Annotated in this window: 21 protein-coding genes and 1 pseudogene; 20 read left to right on the forward strand and 2 right to left on the reverse strand. The window is 41.1% G+C overall.

Annotated elements, in window-relative coordinates; genetic code table 11:
• Positions 1-199: 199 nt before the first annotated feature.
• The 3 genes from ADI76_RS09870 (at position 200) to ADI76_RS09880 (ending at position 3,297) form a co-directional block, all read left to right on the forward strand.
• Complete coding sequence (locus ADI76_RS09870) at positions 200-1,042, forward strand: Rgg/GadR/MutR family transcriptional regulator (protein ID WP_239683636.1); 843 nt, start codon at positions 200-202, stop codon at positions 1,040-1,042.
• A gap of 209 nt (positions 1,043-1,251) precedes the next feature.
• Entirely contained in the window at positions 1,252-2,490 is a 1,239-nt protein-coding gene (locus tag ADI76_RS09875) for an MFS transporter permease (RefSeq protein WP_049516198.1), read from the forward strand.
• Positions 2,491-2,640: 150 nt separating this feature from the next.
• Positions 2,641-3,297, forward strand: coding sequence for a CBS domain-containing protein (locus ADI76_RS09880; protein ID WP_049516201.1), 657 nt, complete (start codon positions 2,641-2,643; stop codon positions 3,295-3,297).
• Positions 3,298-3,338: 41 nt separating this feature from the next.
• Here the strand turns inward: ADI76_RS09880 and ADI76_RS09885 are convergent, their stop codons facing one another.
• Complete coding sequence (locus tag ADI76_RS09885; RefSeq protein ID WP_049516203.1) at positions 3,339-4,226, reverse strand: YitT family protein; 888 nt, start codon at positions 4,224-4,226, stop codon at positions 3,339-3,341.
• Between the two features lie 149 nt (positions 4,227-4,375).
• Between ADI76_RS09885 and tmk the strand changes: the two genes are divergently transcribed.
• The 8 genes from tmk to ADI76_RS09925 all read left to right on the forward strand — a co-directional run bounded on the left by tmk (position 4,376) and on the right by ADI76_RS09925 (position 10,432).
• Entirely contained in the window at positions 4,376-5,014 is a 639-nt protein-coding gene (gene tmk, locus ADI76_RS09890; protein WP_049516205.1) for a dTMP kinase, read from the forward strand.
• On the forward strand, positions 5,011-5,904 hold the full coding sequence (locus tag ADI76_RS09895; protein WP_049516207.1) for a DNA polymerase III subunit delta': 894 nt from the start codon (positions 5,011-5,013) through the stop codon (positions 5,902-5,904). Before tmk ends, ADI76_RS09895 begins: the two co-directional genes overlap by 4 nt.
• Positions 5,905-5,913: 9 nt before the next feature.
• On the forward strand, positions 5,914-6,234 hold the full coding sequence (gene yabA, locus ADI76_RS09900; protein WP_014713697.1) for a DNA replication initiation control protein YabA: 321 nt from the start codon (positions 5,914-5,916) through the stop codon (positions 6,232-6,234).
• Between the two features lie 2 nt (positions 6,235-6,236).
• A complete protein-coding gene (rsmI, locus tag ADI76_RS09905; protein ID WP_049516209.1) occupies positions 6,237-7,094 on the forward strand; it encodes a 16S rRNA (cytidine(1402)-2'-O)-methyltransferase in 858 nt (285 codons plus the stop codon).
• 17 nt (positions 7,095-7,111) lie between these two features.
• The gene (locus ADI76_RS09910; protein ID WP_049516212.1) at positions 7,112-7,693 is read left to right on the forward strand and encodes a GNAT family N-acetyltransferase; all 582 of its coding nucleotides are present in this window, start codon (positions 7,112-7,114) and stop codon (positions 7,691-7,693) included.
• Complete coding sequence (locus tag ADI76_RS09915; protein ID WP_049516214.1) at positions 7,677-8,168, forward strand: methylated-DNA--[protein]-cysteine S-methyltransferase; 492 nt, start codon at positions 7,677-7,679, stop codon at positions 8,166-8,168. The genes ADI76_RS09910 and ADI76_RS09915 overlap by 17 nt, the downstream gene beginning before the upstream one ends.
• A 5-nt stretch (positions 8,169-8,173) precedes the next feature.
• A complete protein-coding gene (locus tag ADI76_RS09920) occupies positions 8,174-8,527 on the forward strand; it encodes an arsenate reductase family protein (protein WP_023918792.1) in 354 nt (117 codons plus the stop codon).
• A 363-nt stretch (positions 8,528-8,890) separates the two neighbouring features.
• On the forward strand, positions 8,891-10,432 hold the full coding sequence (locus tag ADI76_RS09925) for an ABC-F family ATP-binding cassette domain-containing protein (RefSeq protein WP_049516216.1): 1,542 nt from the start codon (positions 8,891-8,893) through the stop codon (positions 10,430-10,432).
• 311 nt (positions 10,433-10,743) lie between these two features.
• On the opposite strand, the gene ADI76_RS09930 is transcribed toward ADI76_RS09925, so the two are convergent.
• The gene (locus ADI76_RS09930) at positions 10,744-11,589 is read right to left on the reverse strand and encodes a peptidylprolyl isomerase (protein ID WP_041826410.1); all 846 of its coding nucleotides are present in this window, start codon (positions 11,587-11,589) and stop codon (positions 10,744-10,746) included.
• A 456-nt stretch (positions 11,590-12,045) separates the two neighbouring features.
• On the opposite strand from ADI76_RS09930, the gene ADI76_RS11415 reads away from it, so the two are divergent.
• The 9 genes and pseudogenes from ADI76_RS11415 (at position 12,046) to ADI76_RS09970 (ending at position 21,668) form a co-directional block, all read left to right on the forward strand.
• Positions 12,046-12,261, forward strand: a complete 216-nt coding sequence (locus ADI76_RS11415) for a hypothetical protein (RefSeq protein WP_152905784.1) — start codon at positions 12,046-12,048, stop codon at positions 12,259-12,261.
• A 175-nt stretch (positions 12,262-12,436) separates the two neighbouring features.
• Positions 12,437-12,544, forward strand: a pseudogene (locus ADI76_RS11755) (multidrug resistance efflux transporter family protein); the annotation flags it as partial.
• Positions 12,545-12,627: 83 nt separating this feature from the next.
• On the forward strand, positions 12,628-13,890 hold the full coding sequence (locus tag ADI76_RS09940; RefSeq protein WP_049516220.1) for a hypothetical protein: 1,263 nt from the start codon (positions 12,628-12,630) through the stop codon (positions 13,888-13,890).
• Positions 13,891-14,184: 294 nt separating this feature from the next.
• Positions 14,185-14,949 (forward strand): hypothetical protein, encoded by a 765-nt coding sequence (locus ADI76_RS09945; protein WP_049516222.1) that lies wholly within the window; start codon positions 14,185-14,187, stop codon positions 14,947-14,949.
• Positions 14,950-15,018: 69 nt separating this feature from the next.
• The gene (locus ADI76_RS09950) at positions 15,019-15,879 is read left to right on the forward strand and encodes an ABC transporter ATP-binding protein (protein WP_049516224.1); all 861 of its coding nucleotides are present in this window, start codon (positions 15,019-15,021) and stop codon (positions 15,877-15,879) included.
• A complete protein-coding gene (locus ADI76_RS09955; protein WP_049516227.1) occupies positions 15,872-16,375 on the forward strand; it encodes a hypothetical protein in 504 nt (167 codons plus the stop codon). The genes ADI76_RS09950 and ADI76_RS09955 overlap by 8 nt, the downstream gene beginning before the upstream one ends.
• 152 nt (positions 16,376-16,527) lie before the next feature.
• A complete protein-coding gene (locus tag ADI76_RS09960) occupies positions 16,528-18,888 on the forward strand; it encodes a DNA translocase FtsK (RefSeq protein WP_065428414.1) in 2,361 nt (786 codons plus the stop codon).
• Positions 18,889-18,954: 66 nt separating this feature from the next.
• On the forward strand, positions 18,955-19,341 hold the full coding sequence (locus tag ADI76_RS09965; RefSeq protein WP_049472077.1) for a VOC family protein: 387 nt from the start codon (positions 18,955-18,957) through the stop codon (positions 19,339-19,341).
• 8 nt (positions 19,342-19,349) lie between these two features.
• Positions 19,350-21,668 (forward strand): HAD-IC family P-type ATPase, encoded by a 2,319-nt coding sequence (locus ADI76_RS09970; RefSeq protein ID WP_049516229.1) that lies wholly within the window; start codon positions 19,350-19,352, stop codon positions 21,666-21,668.
• Positions 21,669-21,734 lie beyond the last annotated feature (66 nt).

Raw genomic sequence — 21,734 nt, forward strand, 5'->3', positions numbered from 1 at the left:
CGGAGGTGGGACGACGAAATCGAATTCTAACGAATTACCGATTTCTGTCCCACTCTCTTTTTTCATTTTTACTGGCTGAGATTTTTTCTTAGTAAAATAATTTAAAATATATAATTTCCTTTATTAATTTGGTAAAATAAACGTAATTACTAATGACTGAAATGGATTATAAGTTATGCATATAGATCGAAAAATTCAATTGGGTGAATTATATAAGGAACTAAGAATTGCCAGAGGCTTAAAACAAAAGGATGTTGCTAGGAAAGGATTGAGCATAGCACAATTGTCTAAATTTGAAAATGGGCAAACGATGTTAAGTGCTGATAAATTATTAATAGCGATAGAATCAATCCACATGACTTTTGAAGAGTTTGGCCATAAATTAAATAATTATGAATTACCTAAAGATATTATTTTAGGTAAGAAGATATCCACTTTATTTTTGAAACAGGATATTAAAGGATTAGAGTATCTATTAACCGAAGTATTACAGAGTGAAGAGACGGATCGATATCAAAGAATTCAGTCATTCATTATTGAAAATGCGATACATTCATTAGATCAAAACTATGAAATAAATATAGAAGATAGAAAAGTATTGGTAGATTATCTATTTTCAATTGAATCTTGGACATGGTTTGAATTATATGTATTTGGAAATACAATGACTTTAATTTCAGATGAAGATCTATTATTTTTTGGGGATCAGCTTGCGGAAAGGACTAAAGATTATAATTTTCTTAAACACAATTTAAGTTCTTTAAAATTAACGTACATAAATTTAATTGGTGAATTAATTTTAAGAAAAATTGATACTCAAGTTCCATTGTTTATACTCGAGCTAGAAAAGCTTCTTTTCCCATATGATATGCTAGAAATCATGTTGTTAAAATTTTTAAAATTAGTAAATGGTTATTTAAAGTCAAAAATTTCTAAAAAGGAAATTAAACAGTTTATAGAGTCTCTTCGAGTTGTTGGTGATAGTCAACTGATTAATATTTTAGAGGTGAAATTGGACCAGTTTGGGATACATATAAATTAGGCAAAAGATTAGATGTATGAGATAGGATATTTCATATTTGAAACTCTGTTAAATATTTAAAATTTAGTAGTAAACTATATTTAGATATAACAATTAAATCCTTCGATATTTTGTTAATTCATATAGAAGAATAAAATAATTCTAATAATAAATATTTTTATTAGAATTTAAGTCATGTCTATTAAGTATCTACTAAGAAGGTATTGCAGATGAAAGTCTTTTTTAGAAATATTTTTTTTAGGAATCTGGTGTTGTCTAGTTTCTTCGATGATTTAGGATCAACTATTTATAATCTTGTTTTTGTGGTTTTTGCAGCAAGTATGGCGAATAGTAAATTGGCGGTTGGTGTAGCGAGTTTTATACAATATATTCCAACGATTTTTGCTCTTTTTATTGCAATGCAGGCTGACAAAACAAAGAATAAGAAATTGTGGTTGCTATTATTAGGATATATACAAGCAGTATTATTTATTATGGTTGCGTTCTTATCGAAAGAAAATTCATGGCTAGTTTTCTCAATTGTATGTTTCATTAACATCCTATCAGATTGTATTGCAGAGTACAGAAGAGGCCTAGTGTTACCTATGTTTCAGTCCCACATTCCCGAAGAAGAACTGATGGAAGCGTACTCTTTTGATCAAGTAATTAGTCAAATAACTTTGATTTCTGGTCAAACTTTGGGAGTTTGGTTACTAACGATTTCTCATAATAATTTCTTCTTTTTAGCTACAATAAATGCTATAAGTTTCTTATTATCATCGATGGTGTTGCTTAAAATTCAAAGACAATTGACACATCCAGAAGTTAATTATTCACCAGAAAATGGGTTTATCTCACAAATTAAGAACCTTTACAAAAATAGTAAAAGTATATTTAAATATCAAGAGAAAGTACGTTTTGGTCTAATGATTTTTTCAATTTTAGGATTAAATTCGCTAGGCGGTGCTATTTTAATAATGTACAATTTGAAATTTACAGAAATAACTCCCTTTGGTTTATCTTTTGCTCAGTCGGTGTTTTTACTTCAAACAATATTATTTGTTTCAGCCCTAATTGGTGGAATGACCCCTAATGATTATTTTTCTAAGCTTTCACTTATTAAAATACTTCAAATAGATAGTGGATTATTAATTTTAATAGGAATATGTGGTTGGATAAATGGTTTGGAAATTATTTCCTTTAGTGTGTTGGCATTTATGATGTATCTTAGTAGTAAGGTAAATCCCAAATTAAATAGTCTATTAATGGCAAAACTTCCACCGGAAATTCTTGCACAAACTAGTAGTTTTTTTAAGGTTATATCAGTATTATCAATGCCATTAGCAACTATTTTGTTTACAAGTTTATCCATTTGGAACTTTCAGTTTGCTTGGGGTGCATTCATATTATTATCTATTGTGGTATTTGTACTTTCCTTATTTTCTAATAAATCGGTTACTAGTGACTAAGACTAGTTTGCAAGATTTAAATGTTGAATAAAAAGGTACGTGTGTTTGATTTTTCTAAATTTTGAAAACAAGAGAAAACTGCTGAAAGCGTTTGAAATGATTCTTAAAATCAAGTATAATAAAACTAATAAAAGCATAGGAGAACTTGTTATGGCTGTTAAAGATTTTATGACACGTAAAGTGGTTTACATTAGTCCAGATACGACAATTGCTCATGCGGCAGATTTGATGCGCGAACAAGGCTTACACCGTTTGCCGGTCATTGAAAATGATCAATTAGTTGGCTTGGTGACAGAAGGTACGATTGCAGAAGCAAGTCCATCTAAAGCAACAAGCTTGTCTATTTTTGAGATGAACTATCTGTTGAACAAAACCAAGGTCAAAGATGTGATGCTTCGTGATGTCATTACCGTCTCAAAATTTGCTAGCTTAGAAGATGCGACCTACCTCATGTATAAGAACAAGGTGGGAATTCTTCCAGTCGTAGACAATGAGCAAGTATCCGGTGTCATCACGGACCGTGATATTTTCCGTGCCTTCCTTGAAGTATCCGGTTATGGAGAAGAAGGAGTCCGTGTACGCTTCGTGACGGAAGATAAGGTTGGCGTTCTAGAACAAATCATTCACTTGATTGTAGAAGAAGGGTATAACATCGCAAATACAGTCAATATCCCAACCAAAGACGATCGTGTCGTCATCGAAGTTCAAATTGATGGGGTGACAGATCTAGAAGGGATCCGTACTAAATTTGAAGCCAACGGTTTGAAAGTCGATGAAATCATTCGAACAACCGCAAAAGCTATTTAATAAAAAATCAGGCTGGATGACAATCCAGTCTGATTTTTCTATTAACGGGTAATGGGTTGTTTTTCTTTATCTAAAGTGAAGCCTTCGCCGAGAATTTCATGGGCTTCGGAAATAGTGATAAAGGCGAATGGATCAATACGATTGATGATGTCTTTCATTTGTTTCATCTCATTCCGCGAAACGACACAGTAAACGATATCCAGGTCCTTACGGCTGTAATAGCCCATCCCACGGATAAAGGTAATCCCGCGACCCAGATCGTCAGATACCTTTTGGGCAATTTCTTCTGGTTTAGATGTAACGATGAGGAAGCCTTTTCCAGCGAAACCACCTTCTCCAATCAAGTCGATCACAAGGGTGTCAATCAGGATGAAGAAGAGAGTATACATGGCGGTACGGACATCTTGGAAGACTACGACAACAGTTGTCAGAACAATGGCATCTACAATTAACATGAGTTTTCCCATACTGAGGGAAGTGTATTTATTAAAGATGCGAGCGAGGATATCTGTTCCTCCAGTGGTTCCTCCAGCATTGAAGATGATCCCTAGCCCCAAACCAAGCACAACCCCTGAGGCAATACAGGCAAGGAGAATATCTCCTTTAAAGGCGTCAAAGATGAAGTGATGGTAGCGGTGGCTGAGGGGCATGGCTTCAAAAATAGCCATCCAAGCCGAAACCGAAAAGGTCCCCAGTAAGCTCAGATAAAGAGATTTCTTGCCCAGCAGCTTCCAAGCCAGAACGAAAAGAGGGATATTGATCAGCAAGTTCATGATGGATACAGGGATTTTGAAGAGGTAATAGGTGATCAAGGTAATCCCTGTTGCTCCTCCTTCATAGAAGTGAAAGGGAATGACCAAAAAATAGATCCCAAATGAAAAAATGCCGGCCCCCAAAATGATAGCCAGAATATCTTTAAATTTAAACATGATAGGTTGTCTCCTAAAACTTTATAAGAATATTGTAACAAAAAAGTGAAAAAATGAAAATGACTTTGAAAAATTTTCTCTCCTAAAATACAAGATTTTTACCCTTATTTTTGGTAAAATAAAAAGAAGAAAAACAGAAAGAGGATACTATGGTAAACGGTACATTAATTTCATTTGAAGGTCCAGAAGGAGCGGGAAAATCATCGGTCCTAGAAGCCATTTTGCCTCTACTTGAAGAAAAAGGAATCCCTTTTATTACAACTCGTGAACCAGGTGGTGTCGACATTGCCGAAAAGATCCGCCAAGTCATTTTGGATCCAGACCATACTAGTATGGATGCCAAGACCGAGTTGTTGCTCTATATTGCTAGTCGCCGGCAGCATTTGGTGGAACGTGTCTTGCCAGCCCTTGCAAGTGGGAAGGTTGTCTTGATGGACCGCTTTATTGACAGCTCGGTGGCTTATCAAGGGTATGGTCGCGGTCTGAGTGTAGAAGACATCGAGTGGCTCAATCAATTCGCGACAGATGGTCTTAAGCCAGACCTAACCCTTTACTTTGATCTGGATGTCGAAGAAGGGCTCGCACGAATTGCGAAAAACCAGGAGCGGGAAGTCAATCGTTTGGATTTGGAAGGATTGGAACTTCACCAAAAGGTCAGACAAGGTTATTTAGCCTTGTATGAAAAGGAACCAGAGCGCATCGTGAAAATCGATGCCAGTCAATCCTTTGAAGCAGTCTTTACGGATGTCTTAGCTGTTTTAGAAAATCGCTTGGGGACATTGAAATGAATCTAGAAGAGATCCAACAGCTCCAACCAGAATTGGTGGAGCGCTTCACCCAGATCCTAGAACACAAACAGCTCAGTCATGCTTATCTTTTTACAGGTTCGTTTGCCAGTTTTGAGATGGCCCTCTTGCTAGCTCAAAGTCAATTTTGTGAAGATTTGCAGGGAGTCTGGCCTTGTGGCAAATGCCGTTCCTGCCGCTTGATTGCTGAAGAAGAATTCTCAGATGTGAAGATCGTGCGTCCAGTCAACCAGATCATTAAGACTGAGCGTATTCGCTCGCTGGTTCAAGACTTTTCTCAATCAGGATTTGAAGGAAGTCGGCAGGTCTTTATCGTCCAAGATGCGGATAAGATGCACACCAATGCGGCCAACTCTCTCTTGAAAGTTATGGAAGAGCCCCAGAGTGAGATCTATCTCTTCTTGTTGACATCCGATGAAAACTTGATTTTACCGACCATCAAGAGTCGGGCCCAGCAGGTCCATTTTCCCAAAAAGCAAGCCTACCTTACCGAACGTCTAGAAAAAGAAGGTTTGATTAAATCGCAGGCAAGTCTAGTAGCTCGATTTAGTTTTAGTCTTGAAGAGGCAGAGCAGCAAAAAAAGAATGCTACTTTTTTTGAGTTGGCGAAAGTTTGTAATCAGTTCATCGAATGTTGTCACTCCAATTTGAATAGCGCCTATTTGGAAGTGACCCGATTGGTGAGCTTAGCAGATGATAAGGAAAAACAAAGCCAGGCTTTTCGTTTGATGGAGTTGGCTTTAGAAGAGCAGTTGCGCTTGAGCAGATCCCAGAAGCTGCTGGAAAAATTGAGTCTTGCTCGCACCATGTGGAAGGCCAATGTTTCTTTTCAAAATGCTCTAGAATATATGGTTTTGAGCTTAGAAAGTTAAGGAGTCAGAATGAATAAAAAAGAATTATTTGATGCTTTAGACGGCTTTTCTCAGAATTTGTTGGTCACCTTGGCTGAAGTCGAAGCCATCAAGAAAAATTTGAAACAAGTCATCGAAGAAAATACAGCTCTTCGCTTAGAAAATGATAAATTGAGAGAGCGTTTGGGGGAAGTTGAGAAGACCGCATCCGCAAAGTCACAACACCATGGCCGTGAAAATTTGCAACGCATTTACAATGATGGTTTTCACATTTGTACTTATTCCTACGGCCAACGCCGTGAGAACGATGAAGAGTGTATGTTTTGTGACGAGTTGTTATTTAGGGAGTAAGCATGCAGATCCAACGAAGTTTTAAAGGGGAAAAGAAAACAGGGGTCCTTTACCTAGTCCCAACACCGATCGGCAATCGTGAAGATATGAGTTACCGCATGGTCCAGACCTTAAAGGATGTGGACTTGATCGCAGCTGAGGATACCAGAAATACAGGCCTCTTGCTCAAGCATTTTGAGATTAGGACTCCCCAGACTAGCTTTCATGAACATAATGCCCAGGAGAAAATTCCAGATCTGATCGCCCATTTAGAATCTGGAAAAGATTTGGCGCAGGTCTCAGATGCAGGACTCCCAAGTATCTCTGACCCTGGTCATGATTTGGTCAAGGCAGCGATTGAACGCGAGATTCCTGTCGTAGCTGTTCCTGGTCCAAGTGCAGGGATTACTGGCTTGATTGCCAGTGGCCTAGCCCCTCAACCTCATATTTTTTATGGCTTTCTGCCTCGCAAAGAGGGACAGCAAAAGGCCTTTTTCCAAGAAAAAGTGGCCTATCCGGAGACACAGATCTTTTATGAATCGCCCCATCGGGTGAAGGCGACCTTAGAGAATATGTTGGCTGTCTATGGGGATCGTCCGGTTGTCTTGGTTCGTGAATTGACCAAGATCTACGAAGAATATACTCGCGGCAGCATTTCAGAGTTAGTCGCATTTCTGGAAGAAAATTCCCTCAAAGGGGAGTGCCTCTTGATCGTTGAAGGAGCCAAAGAAGAAGAGTTAGACCTAGAAGAGGTCGACTTGATCCAAGAGGTCGATACCTTGGTCCAAGAGGGGATGAAGAAGAATCAAGCAATCAAACAGGTCGCCAAACAATACGGCCTGCAAAAGAGTGAGCTTTATGCTCGTTACCATCAAGAGTAGGAAAGGTTGGAAGCAGGATGGAAATTAGAATGGCTTATCCAAATGAGATCCAGCGAATTATGGAAATCATCCAAGATGCTAAGGAAAGCTTGGCTCAAAGACAGGTCGATCAGTGGCAGGATGGTTATCCAGATGAAGAGATCATTTTTGAGGATATTCTAGAAAGTCGTGGTTATGTGGCCGTTGAAGATCAGGAAATCGTCGCTTATGCAGCCGTCCACAAGGGAAATGAAGCGGCCTATAATGAGATTTACGATGGCAAGTGGGAGCATGACAACTATATGTATGTTACCTTTCATCGTGTCGCTGTGGCTAAAGAAGCTGCTGGCAAAGGGGTGGCTCAGACCTTCCTTCAAGGTTTAATTGAAGGAGAAAAAGGGCCTGATTTCCGTTGCGATACCCACCCAGATAATCTGGTCATGCAACATTTGCTTGAAAAATTAGGCTACCATTATTGTGGAAAGGTCCCAATTGATGGCGTCCGTCTGGCTTATCAAAAGATCAAACGAAAAGCAGAAACCAGTTTGTTCCAAGTGGTCTCAGAAGAGGACCGCTGGGACCAAAGAGCAGAAGCGGCCTACAATGACACTCTATCTTAAACAATTCTATGAGAGCCCTATGGGACTTCTTTCGATCATTGTCAGTAAGGAAGGCCTTGTAGAGCTTGATTTTTATGATCCGAAAGAAGATGCACCTGATCCTTTTGGGGCGCTGGAGCAGTTCCATCCCTACCATGAGAAGGTGAAGGAGTGGTTGGACCATTATTTTGCGGGAGATCCAATTCCCATCAGCTTTCCATTAGCGCCAAAAGGCACAGCTTTTCAAGAGCGGGTATGGCAGTTGTTGCGAGAGATCCCCTATGGTGAGACCAAGACCTATGGGCAGCTTGCCCAGGATCTTTCTTGTGGTTCTGCTCAGGCCGTGGGACAAGCTGTTGGGCGCAATCCCTTGACAATTCTAGTCCCTTGTCACCGCGTGATGGGAAAAAATGGAGAATTGACAGGCTATGCGTCTGGACTCGATCATAAACGCTGGCTCTTACAACACGAAGGAATTACCTGGAAGGAGAAATGAAATCGATGTATACCTTTATTGAATACCCAAAATGTTCGACTTGTCGAAAGGCTAAATCAGAATTGGACGGTCTCCAATGTGAGTTTCAGAGCCAAAATATTGTAACCGAAACACCGACTAGTCAAGAATTACAGGATTGGATAGCAGCATCTGGCCTACCGATCAAATCTTTCTTTAATACCAGCGGGATGAAATACCGGGAACTCGGCTTGAAAGATAAGGTAGATCAACTGACAATAGAAGAAGCAGCGGATCTTTTGGCTAGCGACGGTATGCTGATCAAGCGCCCCCTACTTGTCAAAGACGGAAAAGTGGTTCAAGTGGGCTACAGGAAACCATACGCAGACTTAGATTTGTAAAAGAAAAGGGAGTTGGATTTTCTTCAGATCTATAATAAAAGTATGCCAGAAGCTTTCCTTAGGTGAGTACGGACGTCAGCGAACTTCAAAGAAGTTCCATGACTTAGTTTTGAGCCTAAGGTCTCAAAACTCCCGAGTGCTAGACACAATAATGTTTCTAGCACTTTTCTCACGGCGGAAAGTTTCGGTATATTCTTTATGAAATTCATAAGTTAGAACTTATTTTGATTTCTTGACAAAATCGCGTAACCTATCTTACTTATAATTTATTTTTATATATTCTAAAGGGAGTTGGACTCCCTTTTCATTTTGAGTTGAAGATGATATAATCATACGAGTGAAATCAATGAAAGAGAGTCAAGCATGAGTATTTTAGAAGTGAAAAATTTGAGTCACGGTTTTGGGGACCGTGCGATTTTTGAGGATGTGTCTTTCCGTTTGCTAAAGGGAGAGCATATCGGTCTGGTCGGGGCCAATGGTGAAGGAAAATCGACCTTCATGAGCATCGTGACCGGTAAGATGCAACCAGACGAAGGAAAGGTGGAGTGGTCTAAGTATGTGACTGCTGGTTACCTGGACCAACACGCTGTCCTAAAAGAAGGACAAACGGTGCGCGATGTCTTGCGGACAGCTTTTGATGAGTTGTTCACAGCTGAAGCTCGGATCAATGACCTCTATATGGCCATGGCGGAAGACGGAGCTGATGTCGATGCCCTCATGGAAGAGGTTGGAGAACTCCAAGAGCGTCTAGAAAGTCGTGATTTTTATACCTTGGATGCCAAGATCGATGAAGTGGCGCGTGCTCTTGGGGTCATTGATTTTGGGATGGAGACGGATGTGACCTCCTTGTCAGGTGGGCAACGGACCAAGGTTCTCTTGGCCAAACTCCTCCTTGAAAAACCGGATATCTTGCTACTTGACGAGCCGACCAACTACTTGGATGCAGAGCACATTGATTGGCTCAAGCGCTATTTGCAAAATTATGAAAATGCCTTTGTCCTCATTTCCCACGATATTCCTTTCTTGAACGATGTGATCAACATCGTCTACCATGTGGAAAATCAGCAGTTAACCCGCTATTCAGGAGACTACTACCAATTCCTTGAAGTCTATGAAATGAAGAAGTCGCAATTGGAAGCGGCTTATGAGCGTCAGCAAAAAGAAATTGCTGATTTGAAAGATTTCGTAGCCCGTAATAAGGCGCGTGTGGCTACACGGAATATGGCTATGTCTCGTCAGAAGAAGCTGGACAAGATGGAACTCATTGAGTTGCAAAGTGAGAAACCAAAGCCCTCCTTTGACTTTAAAAATGCCCGGACTCCGGGACGCTTTATCTTCCAGGCGAAGGATCTCCAGATTGGCTATGACCGTCCTTTGACCAAGCCTTTGAATCTAACGTTTGAGCGCAATCAAAAGGTAGCCATCATCGGTGCCAACGGGATCGGGAAAACCACTCTCTTGAAGAGCTTGCTAGGAATCATTCCACCGATCGCTGGAGAAGTAGAACGTGGAGATTACCTAGAACTTGGCTATTTCGAGCAAGAGGTCGAAGGAGGCAATCGTCAGACACCGCTTGAAGCAGTCTGGAATGCCTTTCCGGCTCTCAACCAAGCAGAGGTCCGTGCTGCCCTTGCCCGCTGTGGGTTGACCACCAAGCATATCGAGAGCCAAATCCAGGTGTTATCCGGTGGAGAGCAAGCCAAGGTACGCTTCTGTCTCTTGATGAATCGTGAAAACAATGTCTTGGTACTAGACGAGCCGACTAACCACTTGGATGTGGATGCCAAAGATGAATTGAAACGGGCCCTGAAAGAATACAAGGGATCTATCCTCATGGTTTGCCACGAGCCAGACTTCTATGAAGGCTGGATGGACCAAATCTGGGACTTTAATGAATTAACGTAAACACAAAAAGAGAACCGTATGGTTCTCTTTTCAGATTGAAGTTAAAGACTTCTTAGAAACTTTCCTTAGGTGAGTACGGACGTCAGCGAACTTCGTAGAAGTTCCATGACTAATTATTGAGCCTAAGGTCTCAATAATTCCGAGTGCCTGAAACTGTATTGTTTCAGACACTTTTCTCACGGCGGAAAGTTTCAGTAGATGAATGTCTCAAATAATTATAATTGATTTTATTTACCAATGAATCTATTAGGTAATTTTATGTAAAATGTTTATCAATATTTTAAAAAGAGAACCGCGCGGTTCTCTTTTCATTATTTTTTGAAATTATAGTCTTTTAAGATCTCGATTTTTTCAATCTTGATGTCTGTTTTTGGTTTGTCCTTATCATCAGTTTCGGCAGATGCAATTTTATCGACGACATCCATGCCATCGATGACTTGTCCAAAGACAGTGTAGTTGCCACCATCAAGGGTTGGATTTCCACCATTTTTATAAGCATCGATGATCTTAGCTGGGAAGCGGTCAGTCGGGAGCTTGCTAGAAATATCTTCCTTATTTTGGTTGATATAGAATTGACTACCATTGGTGTTTGGACCAGAATTGGCCATGGCTAGGGCTCCACGAAGGTTGTAAAGGTATGGAGAATACTCATTTTCAAAACCAGTACCTGAATCTTTAGATTTGTCTTTGCCCTTCCAGATAGATTCACCACCTGTACCATCTCCTTTAGGGTCCCCAGTTTGGATCATAAAGTTGTTAATGACACGATGGAAAAGTAAGCCATTGTAGTAGCCTTCTTTTGCATGGGTCAAGAAGTTTTCAACTGCAAGTGGGGCATATTTAGGGAAGAGCTTCACAGTGATGTCGCCTTCAGTCGTTGTGATTTTAACCTCCGCTTCGTCTTCAGCCACGTCAGTTGAAAGTTGTGGGAAGACGGCATTTTCATTGGTCATGGCATCGTTAAAATCTTTGCGCAGTTGTTCTAATTTCTTTTGTTCTTCTTCAATTTTCTTTTGATCTTTTTCACTAGAGCTAGAAGTTGCTGTCTGCTCTGTCTTTTCTTTGCTTGAGCTTGAAGAGTTAGCGTCTGTCTTATTTGACGAACAAGCTGTTAAAGCCAAGCCGGAAAATAATAGTAGGGCAATTAATTTTTTCATATTAATCCTTTCAACACATTAGTCTAACTTCTATTGTACCTTAATTTTGCGATACTTTCAAATCTGGATAAAATTTTTAGTGAAAACACTTTCTTTAAGATTTTCAGCAAATTCGCTTACGAAAAAAATTTTTTTATGATAGACTAATCCAAATTTGAAAAAAAGGAGAAGAAAATGCCTAGAAATTTTAAAGAAGCAATAATTTTTACAATTATGATGTGTGGAATGATGGTCCTCGGGATGTCCATTTGGAACCTTGTTTTGGTTGACCAGTTTAGTTGGAGCCATTTGGCAATGGGCTACCTACCTGGTTTTGTGACCGCCTTTTTATTGGACGTTTTGATTGTGGGACCACTTGTCAAAGGGCTAGCATTCAAATTTTTGAAAGATCATCATAAGCGCTGGCAAAAGATTGTTACTATTTCAGGAGGAATGGTTCTGCTCATGGTAACCTTTATGTCATTGTACGGGTTACTCTATAACCACGTTCCCATTTCACTTACGACCTATCTTGGGGCATGGGGAAGCAACTTTATCATGGCGTTACCCTTGAATTTCCTCATTGTTGGACCGATTGCACGCTTTATTCTTGGACGTTTGCAAAAACCATTTCCAGGAGAAGAGAAGGTGGAAGATTTTGAAGACGATGATGAGATTCCAACCATCATTTAAAAGATGACAGTCAGTAGCTATCTGAACGACAGGTAGATTTTTGAAATTTCCAGAAAACAGATACGCACATTTCCAAAATCCTGTATAATAGGATAACGACAAGAGATTGATCATCAAAAAATAAAATCATCACATTTTGCGAGAGCCCTTTGGTTTGGTATCCTAGGTACTCTCTTTTTTTGCTCCCTTATCAATGGCTTCTATCTATGGAGAATCATGGTTTGTGGCTGCGACATGGCAGATTACGATTTTAGCAGGTCTCCTTCTGAATCCACTTTTTGGCCTAAATCACTAATTAAGAAGGAAGTTGCATATAGGGATGAAATCCGGTATGATGGGAGATAACACTAAAAGAGGTATTATCAAATGAGTTATAGCAAATTAAGAAAAAAATATGTCATACTACTTTGGATTGGGATTATCAGTTTATTTGTAGGCCATTTCTATTTATCTAGTCTGTATCTGGATCATCCAGACTTTTATTCGAATACCTTGCTAGTAGTGCTTGGTCTTCTATTTCTTCTTTATGTTTTGATGAATAAATGGTTTGGAAAAGAAGCTCTTAAGATTCTAAATGCTTCGACTGGGATCGATTTTTGGTATGAATGGTCTCAATCGGGAAATCGTGCTAGATTTAGTATAAGCAAACAATCTGCCCGTCTTGCTAGTGTGGTCTATTGCTACATGATCGGAGATTTCTCATCGGCAATCGATCGAATAGAGTATTTACAAAATCAAAATATTGCTAAGACGGATCGTTCATCCCTCCTAGGAATTTTCATAAAATCTTCCCTTCTTTCAGGAAAAGGCATCAGCAAGGAAGAGATTCAGAAGAAGTTTTCTTATATTTCCTTCAAGGATGAGGCGGAAAAAGATGAAGCCCTTCAGAAACAATTGGCTATCTATGACATTCTTGTGGACCAACAACCGAATGATTATTTTGATCATGTGAGCGGTTCACAGGCTTTTCAACGCTTGGAGAATCGTTATTTTAAAGGATTAAATGCCCATTTAAAGGGAGATATGGCGCTGGCTGTTTCTTTATTTGAAGAGATTGCGCAAGAAGATGAGCGTCTGTATTTTGTCCAGATGGCCAAGCAATGGTTAGCGAGTGAACATCACTCTTTATCTTCTCTTATGCCAGATCCAGAGCAGGAGTCTGAGAGACTTTCGACTCTAACAGCTAATCTGCCTTTTCCTGAGGCGGAACTTCCTAAAAAGAAGGGGAAAAAGAAATGGAAATGGTTATTGTTGATTTTTCCGATTCTTTTTGTCGGAGCGATCATCATGAACTTGGTGGAGTCCAATCGGCCAATTAATGGGATCTATTATTTGTCGGTTGATAATATGGAGACAAAAACTGCCTCGCTCAATAAAGAATCCTGGATCAAGATTGATGGAGATCATGTGATAGTAAAGGAGCAGGGTGAGGAGAAGACGTATCCTTTTGATCGAGAAGATATTGAGTTGACCGTTGATGGGAAGCAATATGATGGAATTTTACAATGGGGTTCTCTGTCGCTTTTTGAGCAGTCTGACTCTTCACATGATATTCGCACTTACGTGAGTCGGTACAGCCCGATGTATGACGGCTACGAAAAAGGAACGGTCAGAGTTGAAAAACATTGAAAAGTGACAAACTAGGATTTTTAGGGTTCTTCATTGTGGATATCGGTATAGTGGGAAATAGTCTGCTGCTGACTTCGGAATAGATAGTGAGAGAAAAGTCGAACTTTAAACATGATATTGTGGCTCGGTAGTTTAATGCTAACACCCGTAAGGGTGTTTTCTTTTTGGCTTAAATCACTAATTAAGAAGGAAGTTGCGTAGAGATAGAAAATCCGGTATGATGGAAGATAAGTTGTTTTGTTGGAAAATGAACGAATTCCCTCAAAAACCGTATCATGAATAGGAGGATACAAATTGGATTATAAAACTCTACGAAAAAACTATAGACTCTATATTAGATCTGCGGGCTTGTTGGCAATGCTTCTGATTGTTTGTATAGGATTAGTGGTTAGAGATACTCTTCTTCAGACGGGTGGCGTCTTATTGGTCCTTGCAGGCTTGTTTTTATTCATCCAATGGATCAAGAAGAGCTACACTAACAAGTGCAACACCTTGCTGCATGTAGACTTAGATATAGCTTTTTGGCAGCAATACCTTCAGTTGAACAAGAATGTGAAAAAGCCCATTTTACAGATAGATATGAAGCTAACATCGGTCGCCTATTCTTTTATGATGGGAGATTTCGATGCTGTCATCAAGGAAGCTAGAGAAGCAATCAGTCAGAAGGAACTACCGCAGAAATATAAGAACTTTTTTGAGAGTTATCTCATGCGATCAATCGTCCTTACAGATCCTGATTTGTCTAGAGAAGAGCTAGAGGCTCAGTTAAATGGATTGACCATTACAGACCCTATACTGGCAGAGAAAACAAAAGAGGTCTGTCTCGCTCTTTATGATTTAACCATTGCACACCAAAGCAATGATTATTTTGAAGACTTAAGCAATGACTTCAAGTACCAGCAGTTGGAAATCATCTACTACCAAGCCTTGAATGCTGCTCTCAAAGGAGATCAGCACAGAGCCAATGATCTCTTTCATAAGTTAGTCTCAGAAGATGAGTCGCTCTATATCGTTCGAAAGGCTAAACAATACTTGGAGGATGAAGACAGTCATCTGTAAATCCTCCAATCGAAATAGACATTAATTGAAAGAGCCTGAAAAAATATAAGGAGTTATTGGAAGATAAGAATGAAAAAATCAATCTTTAGGGCCAATTTTTATGAGAGCCGTCGTTTGCGTCACGATGGCTTTATCGATTATATGGTCAGGGACACAAATAGTCGGAAAATCTATACAAAGCCATTTAGTATTGCGAGGAAACTATTTTCATTTTTGGGGATTTTGTTCCTGTTTGGACTATCTGCAATAACCGATTCAAATATTGCATATCAACAGAATGACATGACTGTGAAAACTTGGGGCATCAATTTTTTACCATACTGGTTATTTTTCTTGTGCGGTTTTTTGTGGTATGCCATAAGTAAAGTCAATTGTCGAAAACAATACACTGCAAAAGTTCCATATGTTAGCATTCTAAATGGAAACTTGTATATAATATGGATGATATTGTTTGTTAATTTATTCTTTATTAGTGCTTTTGGGAGAACTTTAACCATTCCTGGTTTACTTGTAATTTATTCTCTAATTGGAATTATTGATGGGATGATTATTCGAAAAAGAATATCTTCAATTCGAACTCGATTATATGAAAAACAAACTGATAATGGTTCTCAATCTAAACAAATTCAATTAGTTACAGGATTTGCTGGAGGAATTGTTGCAATTTGGATGGTTTTAAAATTCTTTTTTCCACAAATCGGAGAAGTTAGAACCGATATTATAGGTGTAGTATCAGTGATTGGTATGATATTTCTAATGAATGTGATATTTTTGGGTATGTATTTTATACTACTTTTACCCCATTCACTGTATGGTTACTATCGAAATAAATATTCAGAAGAATATCGCGAGTTTGAAGGAAAATCGCTGGAAGAATGGTATGGGAAGAAATACCTGAAGAAACACAAGGAGTTATTAAATAATGAATAAGAATTTTAACGAGATGTCGTTTGATGAATTGAAATGCTACCGTAGAGAAGGTTTTTGGAGATCTTTGGGACTATTGCTGGTCATTATTTTGGTGATTACGGGTATGGTCCTGATGGAGGTGAACCGCGTTTCTCCGTCGAATCAGAATCGTTTTCGAGTTATTGGGTTGACTACGGTCATTGCGCTCTTTGGCTACCTTATGCCTCTGATGGCAGCAAATCGTGTGATGCGAGACCATCCGGATTGGGTTAAGAAATCAGGGGTTCGAGCAAACATTCCCTTGCCGATGGCTTGGCATGTCAAAAGACTTTGCATCCTTGGAGCGAGTCTCTTGGTGATTGGAATAGGATTTGCCTCGCTATACAAACCACAAGTCCAGCAGACAAATGTACAAGATCAAATCGATATCATTCAAATGGATAACGAATTGGAAAGAGAGCAAAAGGTCGATCAAGTTCTAGATACCATCACACCGGAGGATAAAAAATCTGAATAAGATCCATTTTGGAATTTGAACATCATTGAATATCGTTCTAAACAGCTCTAAAGAACAGTGCCCACTCGGTGCTGTTTTTCTGCTTTCTGCTACAAATTTGTGAAAGTGATTTTACTAGAGAACTAGCTTGGAAATGTGATATAATAAAGGTTATGGCAAACAATAATCAATCAAAAAAAACACGGTCGACAAGACGACTGTCCAAAGCAGAATTAGAAAGAAAAAAAGCAATTCATCGCATGATTGCGACCATTCTGATTAGTCTGGTCTTAATTTTTGCGGCCTTGAAATTGGGAGCAGTAGGGGTCTTGGCATACAACTTGATCCGACTATTTGTTGGGAGTTTGGCTTACTTGGCTATTTTAGCGACCTTTTTCTACCTTTATGCCTTTAAATGGCTGGATAAACACGAAGGGGTGATTTCAGGCTTCCTAAGCTTCTTTGCTGGGATTCTCCTGATGTTTCAGGCCTTCTTTGTATCTTCGCTTCATTTAGACAATAATGGAATCAAGGTTACCTTTTCAAGAATCATGGCAGACTTGATTCATCTGCGGGTGGAGAGTTTTGCGGGTGGTGGTATGATCGGTGCCCTTCTTTATGCTCCGATTTCCTTCCTATTTTCAAATATTGGCTCTTATTTTATCGGTCTTCTCTTTATTGGATTGGGGATCCTCTTGATGAGTCCCTACTCCATCTATGATTTGTTTGAAAAGGGCTCCGAAGCCTTCCATGCTTCTATGGAAAAACGCAAAGAGCGTCGCGAGCAGAAATTCCTTGAAAAAGAAGCGAGAGCTGCTGAGGAAGCTGCTGCAGCTGAAAGAGAGCAAGAAGAAGCAAGAGCTGTTCTTCCAACTCCCCTTTCTATGGAAGGGCATCCTGTGGATCCTGAAACAGGAGAAGTGATGGCGGAAGAGCCTGTCACAGAGTCTTTCCCAGAAGCAGAAATTGTTGCACCAGTAACACCAGAAATCTACCTGCCAGATGAAGAATGGCCGGAAGAGCCTGAAGCATACGAAGAGCTTCCGGAAGTCGAAGAATTCGAGGACGATGGGGAAGAGGTTCAAGTGGATTTCACACCTAAGGAACTCCTCCAGTACAAGCTTCCAACGATTGATCTCTTCGCACCTGACAAGCCCAAAAATCAATCCAAAGAGAAAAACATCGTTCGCCAGAACATCCGCATTTTGGAAGAGACCTTTGCAAGCTTTAACATCAAGGCGACAGTGGAGCGGGCGGAGATCGGTCCTTCTGTTACCAAGTATGAGGTCAAGCCGGCTGTTGGTGTGCGGGTCAACCGCATCTCCAATCTAGCAGATGATTTGGCCTTGGCCTTGGCAGCTAAGGATGTGCGGATCGAAGCGCCGATTCCAGGGAAGTCTCTGGTCGGGATTGAAGTGCCCAACTCAGAGATTGCGACCGTTTCCTTCCGTGAATTGTGGGAGCAGTCCAAAACTGATCCTGCCAAACTCCTTGAGATTCCTCTTGGGAAGGCTGTAGATGGTTCTGCTCGGACCTTTGATTTGGCCCGGATGCCCCACCTCTTGGTAGCTGGTTCTACCGGATCTGGTAAGTCAGTAGCGGTTAATGGGATCATTTCGAGTATCTTGATGAAGGCCCGTCCGGACGAAGTCAAATTTATGATGGTCGATCCTAAGATGGTGGAGCTTTCTGTTTACAATGATATTCCTCACCTTTTGATTCCAGTGGTGACCAACCCACGCAAGGCTAGTCGGGCCCTGCAGAAGGTCGTTGATGAGATGGAAAATCGCTATGAGCTCTTCTCGAAAGTGGGCGCTCGGAATATTGCTGGCTTTAATGCCAAGGTGGCTGAGTACAATGCCCAGTCTGAGATGAAGCAAGTACCACTTCCATTGATTGTGGTCATTGTCGATGAGTTGGCAGACTTGATGATGGTCGCAAGTAAAGAAGTGGAAGATGCCATTATTCGCCTTGGACAAAAGGCGCGTGCGGCTGGGATCCACATGATCCTTGCAACCCAACGGCCATCGGTTGACGTTATCTCAGGTTTGATCAAGGCCAATGTGCCTTCCCGTGTCGCTTTTGCGGTATCATCTGGGACCGACTCACGGACCATCTTGGATGAAAATGGGGCAGAGAAACTACTCGGTCGCGGAGACATGCTCTTTAAACCGATCGATGAAAACCACCCGATTCGTCTGCAAGGCTCCTTTATCTCAGATGACGATGTGGAGCGGATTGTCAACTTTGTCAAGGAACAGGCAGAAGCCGATTATGATGATGCTTTTGATCCAGGCGAAGTATCGGAGTCGGACTTTGACGGAAGCATGGGTGGCTCTGATGAAGGCGATCCTCTCTTTGAAGAGGCCAAGGCGCTCGTGGTTGAAACTCAAAAAGCCAGTGCTTCGATGATTCAGCGCCGCTTGTCAGTTGGCTTTAACCGAGCGACTCGCCTCATGGAAGAGTTGGAAGCAGCCGGTGTGATTGGACCTGCTGAAGGAACCAAGCCTCGGAAAGTATTGCAACAATCATAAGGATAGGGAAAAAGGGCGCTTGTCCCACTCCCTTTTCTTTTTATAGAAAATAGAAAGTAGGACCAGATGAAGTTAGACATGATTCATCATATTGCCATCATTGGACGGGATCGCGATGCCATGTTGCATTTCTATGTTGACCAGTTGGGCTTTGCGATTGTCAGTGAATATGACCGTCCTGAACGCGGAGATATCTTGATCAATCTCCGTCAGGGCCAGCTGACGTTAGAACTCTTCATCAAACCGACGGCCCCAGAACGGCCTAAGCTTCCCTTGCCCGAGCATGCGGGACTGCGTCATCTAGCCTTTAAAGTGGAAGATGTCGAGGTGTATCTAGCTAGATTGGATCAGCTAGGTATTGAGAATACAGGCCTTCGCTATGATGACTTTGATGGTAAGAAAATGGCATTTTTCTTCGATCCAGAAGGATTGCCCTTGGAAATACATGAGTGAGGAAAGCAATGGATAGATTAGAAGGACTCAGTCAGGAAGAAGTAGCGAAAAAGATCCAAGAGGGCAAGCAAAATAAGGTCACAATCAAGACAGAAAAAAGCCTAGGACAGATCATTCGAGACAATGTCTTTACCTACTTTAATCTGATATTTTTGATTTTGGCTATTTTGCTGGTAGCAGTGAAATCTTGGAACAATCTCTTGTTTGTCCCGATTGTCGTGGTCAACTCTTTAGTTGGTATTGTGCAGGAAGTCCGCTCTAGACGGATCTTGCGTCAGATGCAATTTCTACACATGAGTGAGGCGATCGCTCTTCGCGAAGGCAAAGAAGTCGCTCTACCTATCGATCAGCTGGTGGAGGGTGATCTCGTTCGCTTTCAAGCTGGAGATCAGATCTATGCGGATGGGGTCTTGCTGGAGGGCGAGCTAAAAGTCGATGAATCTCAATTGACAGGTGAAGCTGATGAGGTCAAAAAAGGAGCGCAAGATGCGCTCATGTCAGGTAGCTTTGTGATTGCTGGTCAAGGGCTGGCACGATTGGAAAAAGTGGGGAATGACTCCTACATCAACCAATTGAGCTTGGAAGCCAAGCAGGTCAAGTCCCATGAGGAGTCTGATATGGTTCATGCAGTTAACCGCATCGTAGGGATCATTGGTCTCCTTATCATTCCGCTAGGTTCCCTCCTTTTTCTTCGTAGCTATATTAGCCTAGGCGATAGCCTTAAGCTCAGTGTGACTTCAACAGTCGGAGCCTTGATCGGGATGATTCCAGAAGGTTTGTACCTCTTGATGACCTTGGCACTGGCTCTGGGAGCAGTCAGATTGGCCAAGGAGAAGGTCTTGCTCAATAGCATGAAGGGGATTGAGACCTTATCGCGCGTGGATGTCCTTTGTGTCGATAAGACAGGGACCATTACAGAGCCTGGTATGGAAGTGACAGAGATTCGTCCAGTTAAAGACGTTCACGACTTGGAAGCTCTAGCTCAGTATGTAGAAGCTAGTATGGATCAAAACGATACCATGGATTCGATCCGAAAATTTCACAAGACGTCAGTCAGCCAGCATTGGAAGACTCTTGAAATACTACCCTTTACGTCCAAAAAAAAGTATGGGGCCATTGCCTTTGAATCGGGTATCTATGTATTAGGCGCTCCAGAATTTGTCTTAAGAGAAGGCTTCTCTGAGGTTGAAAAAGAGATCGCCCCAGCTACGCAGGCAGGTAATCGGGTCTTGGCCTTTGGGAAATATAGGGGAGAAGACCTTAGAGAGACGTTAGAGGCTCCTGTAGATTTAGTAGCCTGGATTATTCTCTCCAATCCTTTGAGAAAAAATGCCAAAGAAACCTTCGCCTACTTTAAAGAACAAGGTGTAACCATTAAGGTCATTTCAGGGGACAACCCTGCTACCGTCTCAGCTATTGCACAAAAAGCAGGAATTGAAGGAGCTGAAGATCTGATCGATGCCAGAACCTTACTGACGGAAGAAGACTTGCACCAAGCGGCGAGCCAGTATACAGTCTTTGGTCGGGTGACCCCAGAGCAAAAGAAAAGCCTTGTAGAAGGCTTGCAGGCAAAAGGACACAAGGTCGCTATGACCGGAGATGGTGTCAACGATATTTTAGCCTTAAAAACAGCGGATTGTAGTATTGCGATGGAATCTGGAAATGATGCGACCAAAAAGATGGCGCAAGTGGTCTTACTGGATTCTGACTTTGGGAAGATGCCGTCTATCGTGGCCGAAGGTCGGCGTGTGGTCAATAACATTCAACGATCAGCTAGTCTCTTTTTGATCAAGAATATCTTCTCCATTTTGTTGGCTATCTCAGTGACGCTCTTAGCCTTTACCTATCCCATCATGCCGTCACAGATGTCTTTGATCAGTGGTTTTACAATTGGGATTCCAGGATTCTTCCTAGCGCTTGAGCCCAATAGCGAGCGCATCAAAGGACGCTTTATCGAAACAGTCTTTAAAAATGCACTGCCTGCTGCCTTGACGGATTTTATACTGATCTTTAGTTTAGTACTGTTCTCTTCAGCGTTTGGCATAAAGTCGGAAGAACTCTCGAGTGCAGCCATCTGCTTGATGGCCTTCGTCGGCTTTACTATCATCTACCAAGAATCCCAGCCTCTCAATCACTACAAGAGACTGGTTCTTCTAGGAAATATCCTAGCTTTTCTGGTTTCAAGCAGTATCCTAGGTAAATTCTTTAACATGAGTCCCTTGAGACTTCAAACGCTGCTTATCTGCGCCATTATGGCGGTTCTCGCTCTCATCTTGATTCAAGTCTTCAAGATGTTAGTGGGCTGGTTCTTTCATCGGAAGAAATAAAAGAAAGAGAGTGGGACAGAAATCGGTAATTCGTTAGAATTCGATTTCGTTGTCCCACCTCCGCAC

The organism is Streptococcus parasanguinis (genome assembly GCF_001074805.1).
Classification (GTDB): domain Bacteria; phylum Bacillota; class Bacilli; order Lactobacillales; family Streptococcaceae; genus Streptococcus; species Streptococcus parasanguinis_A.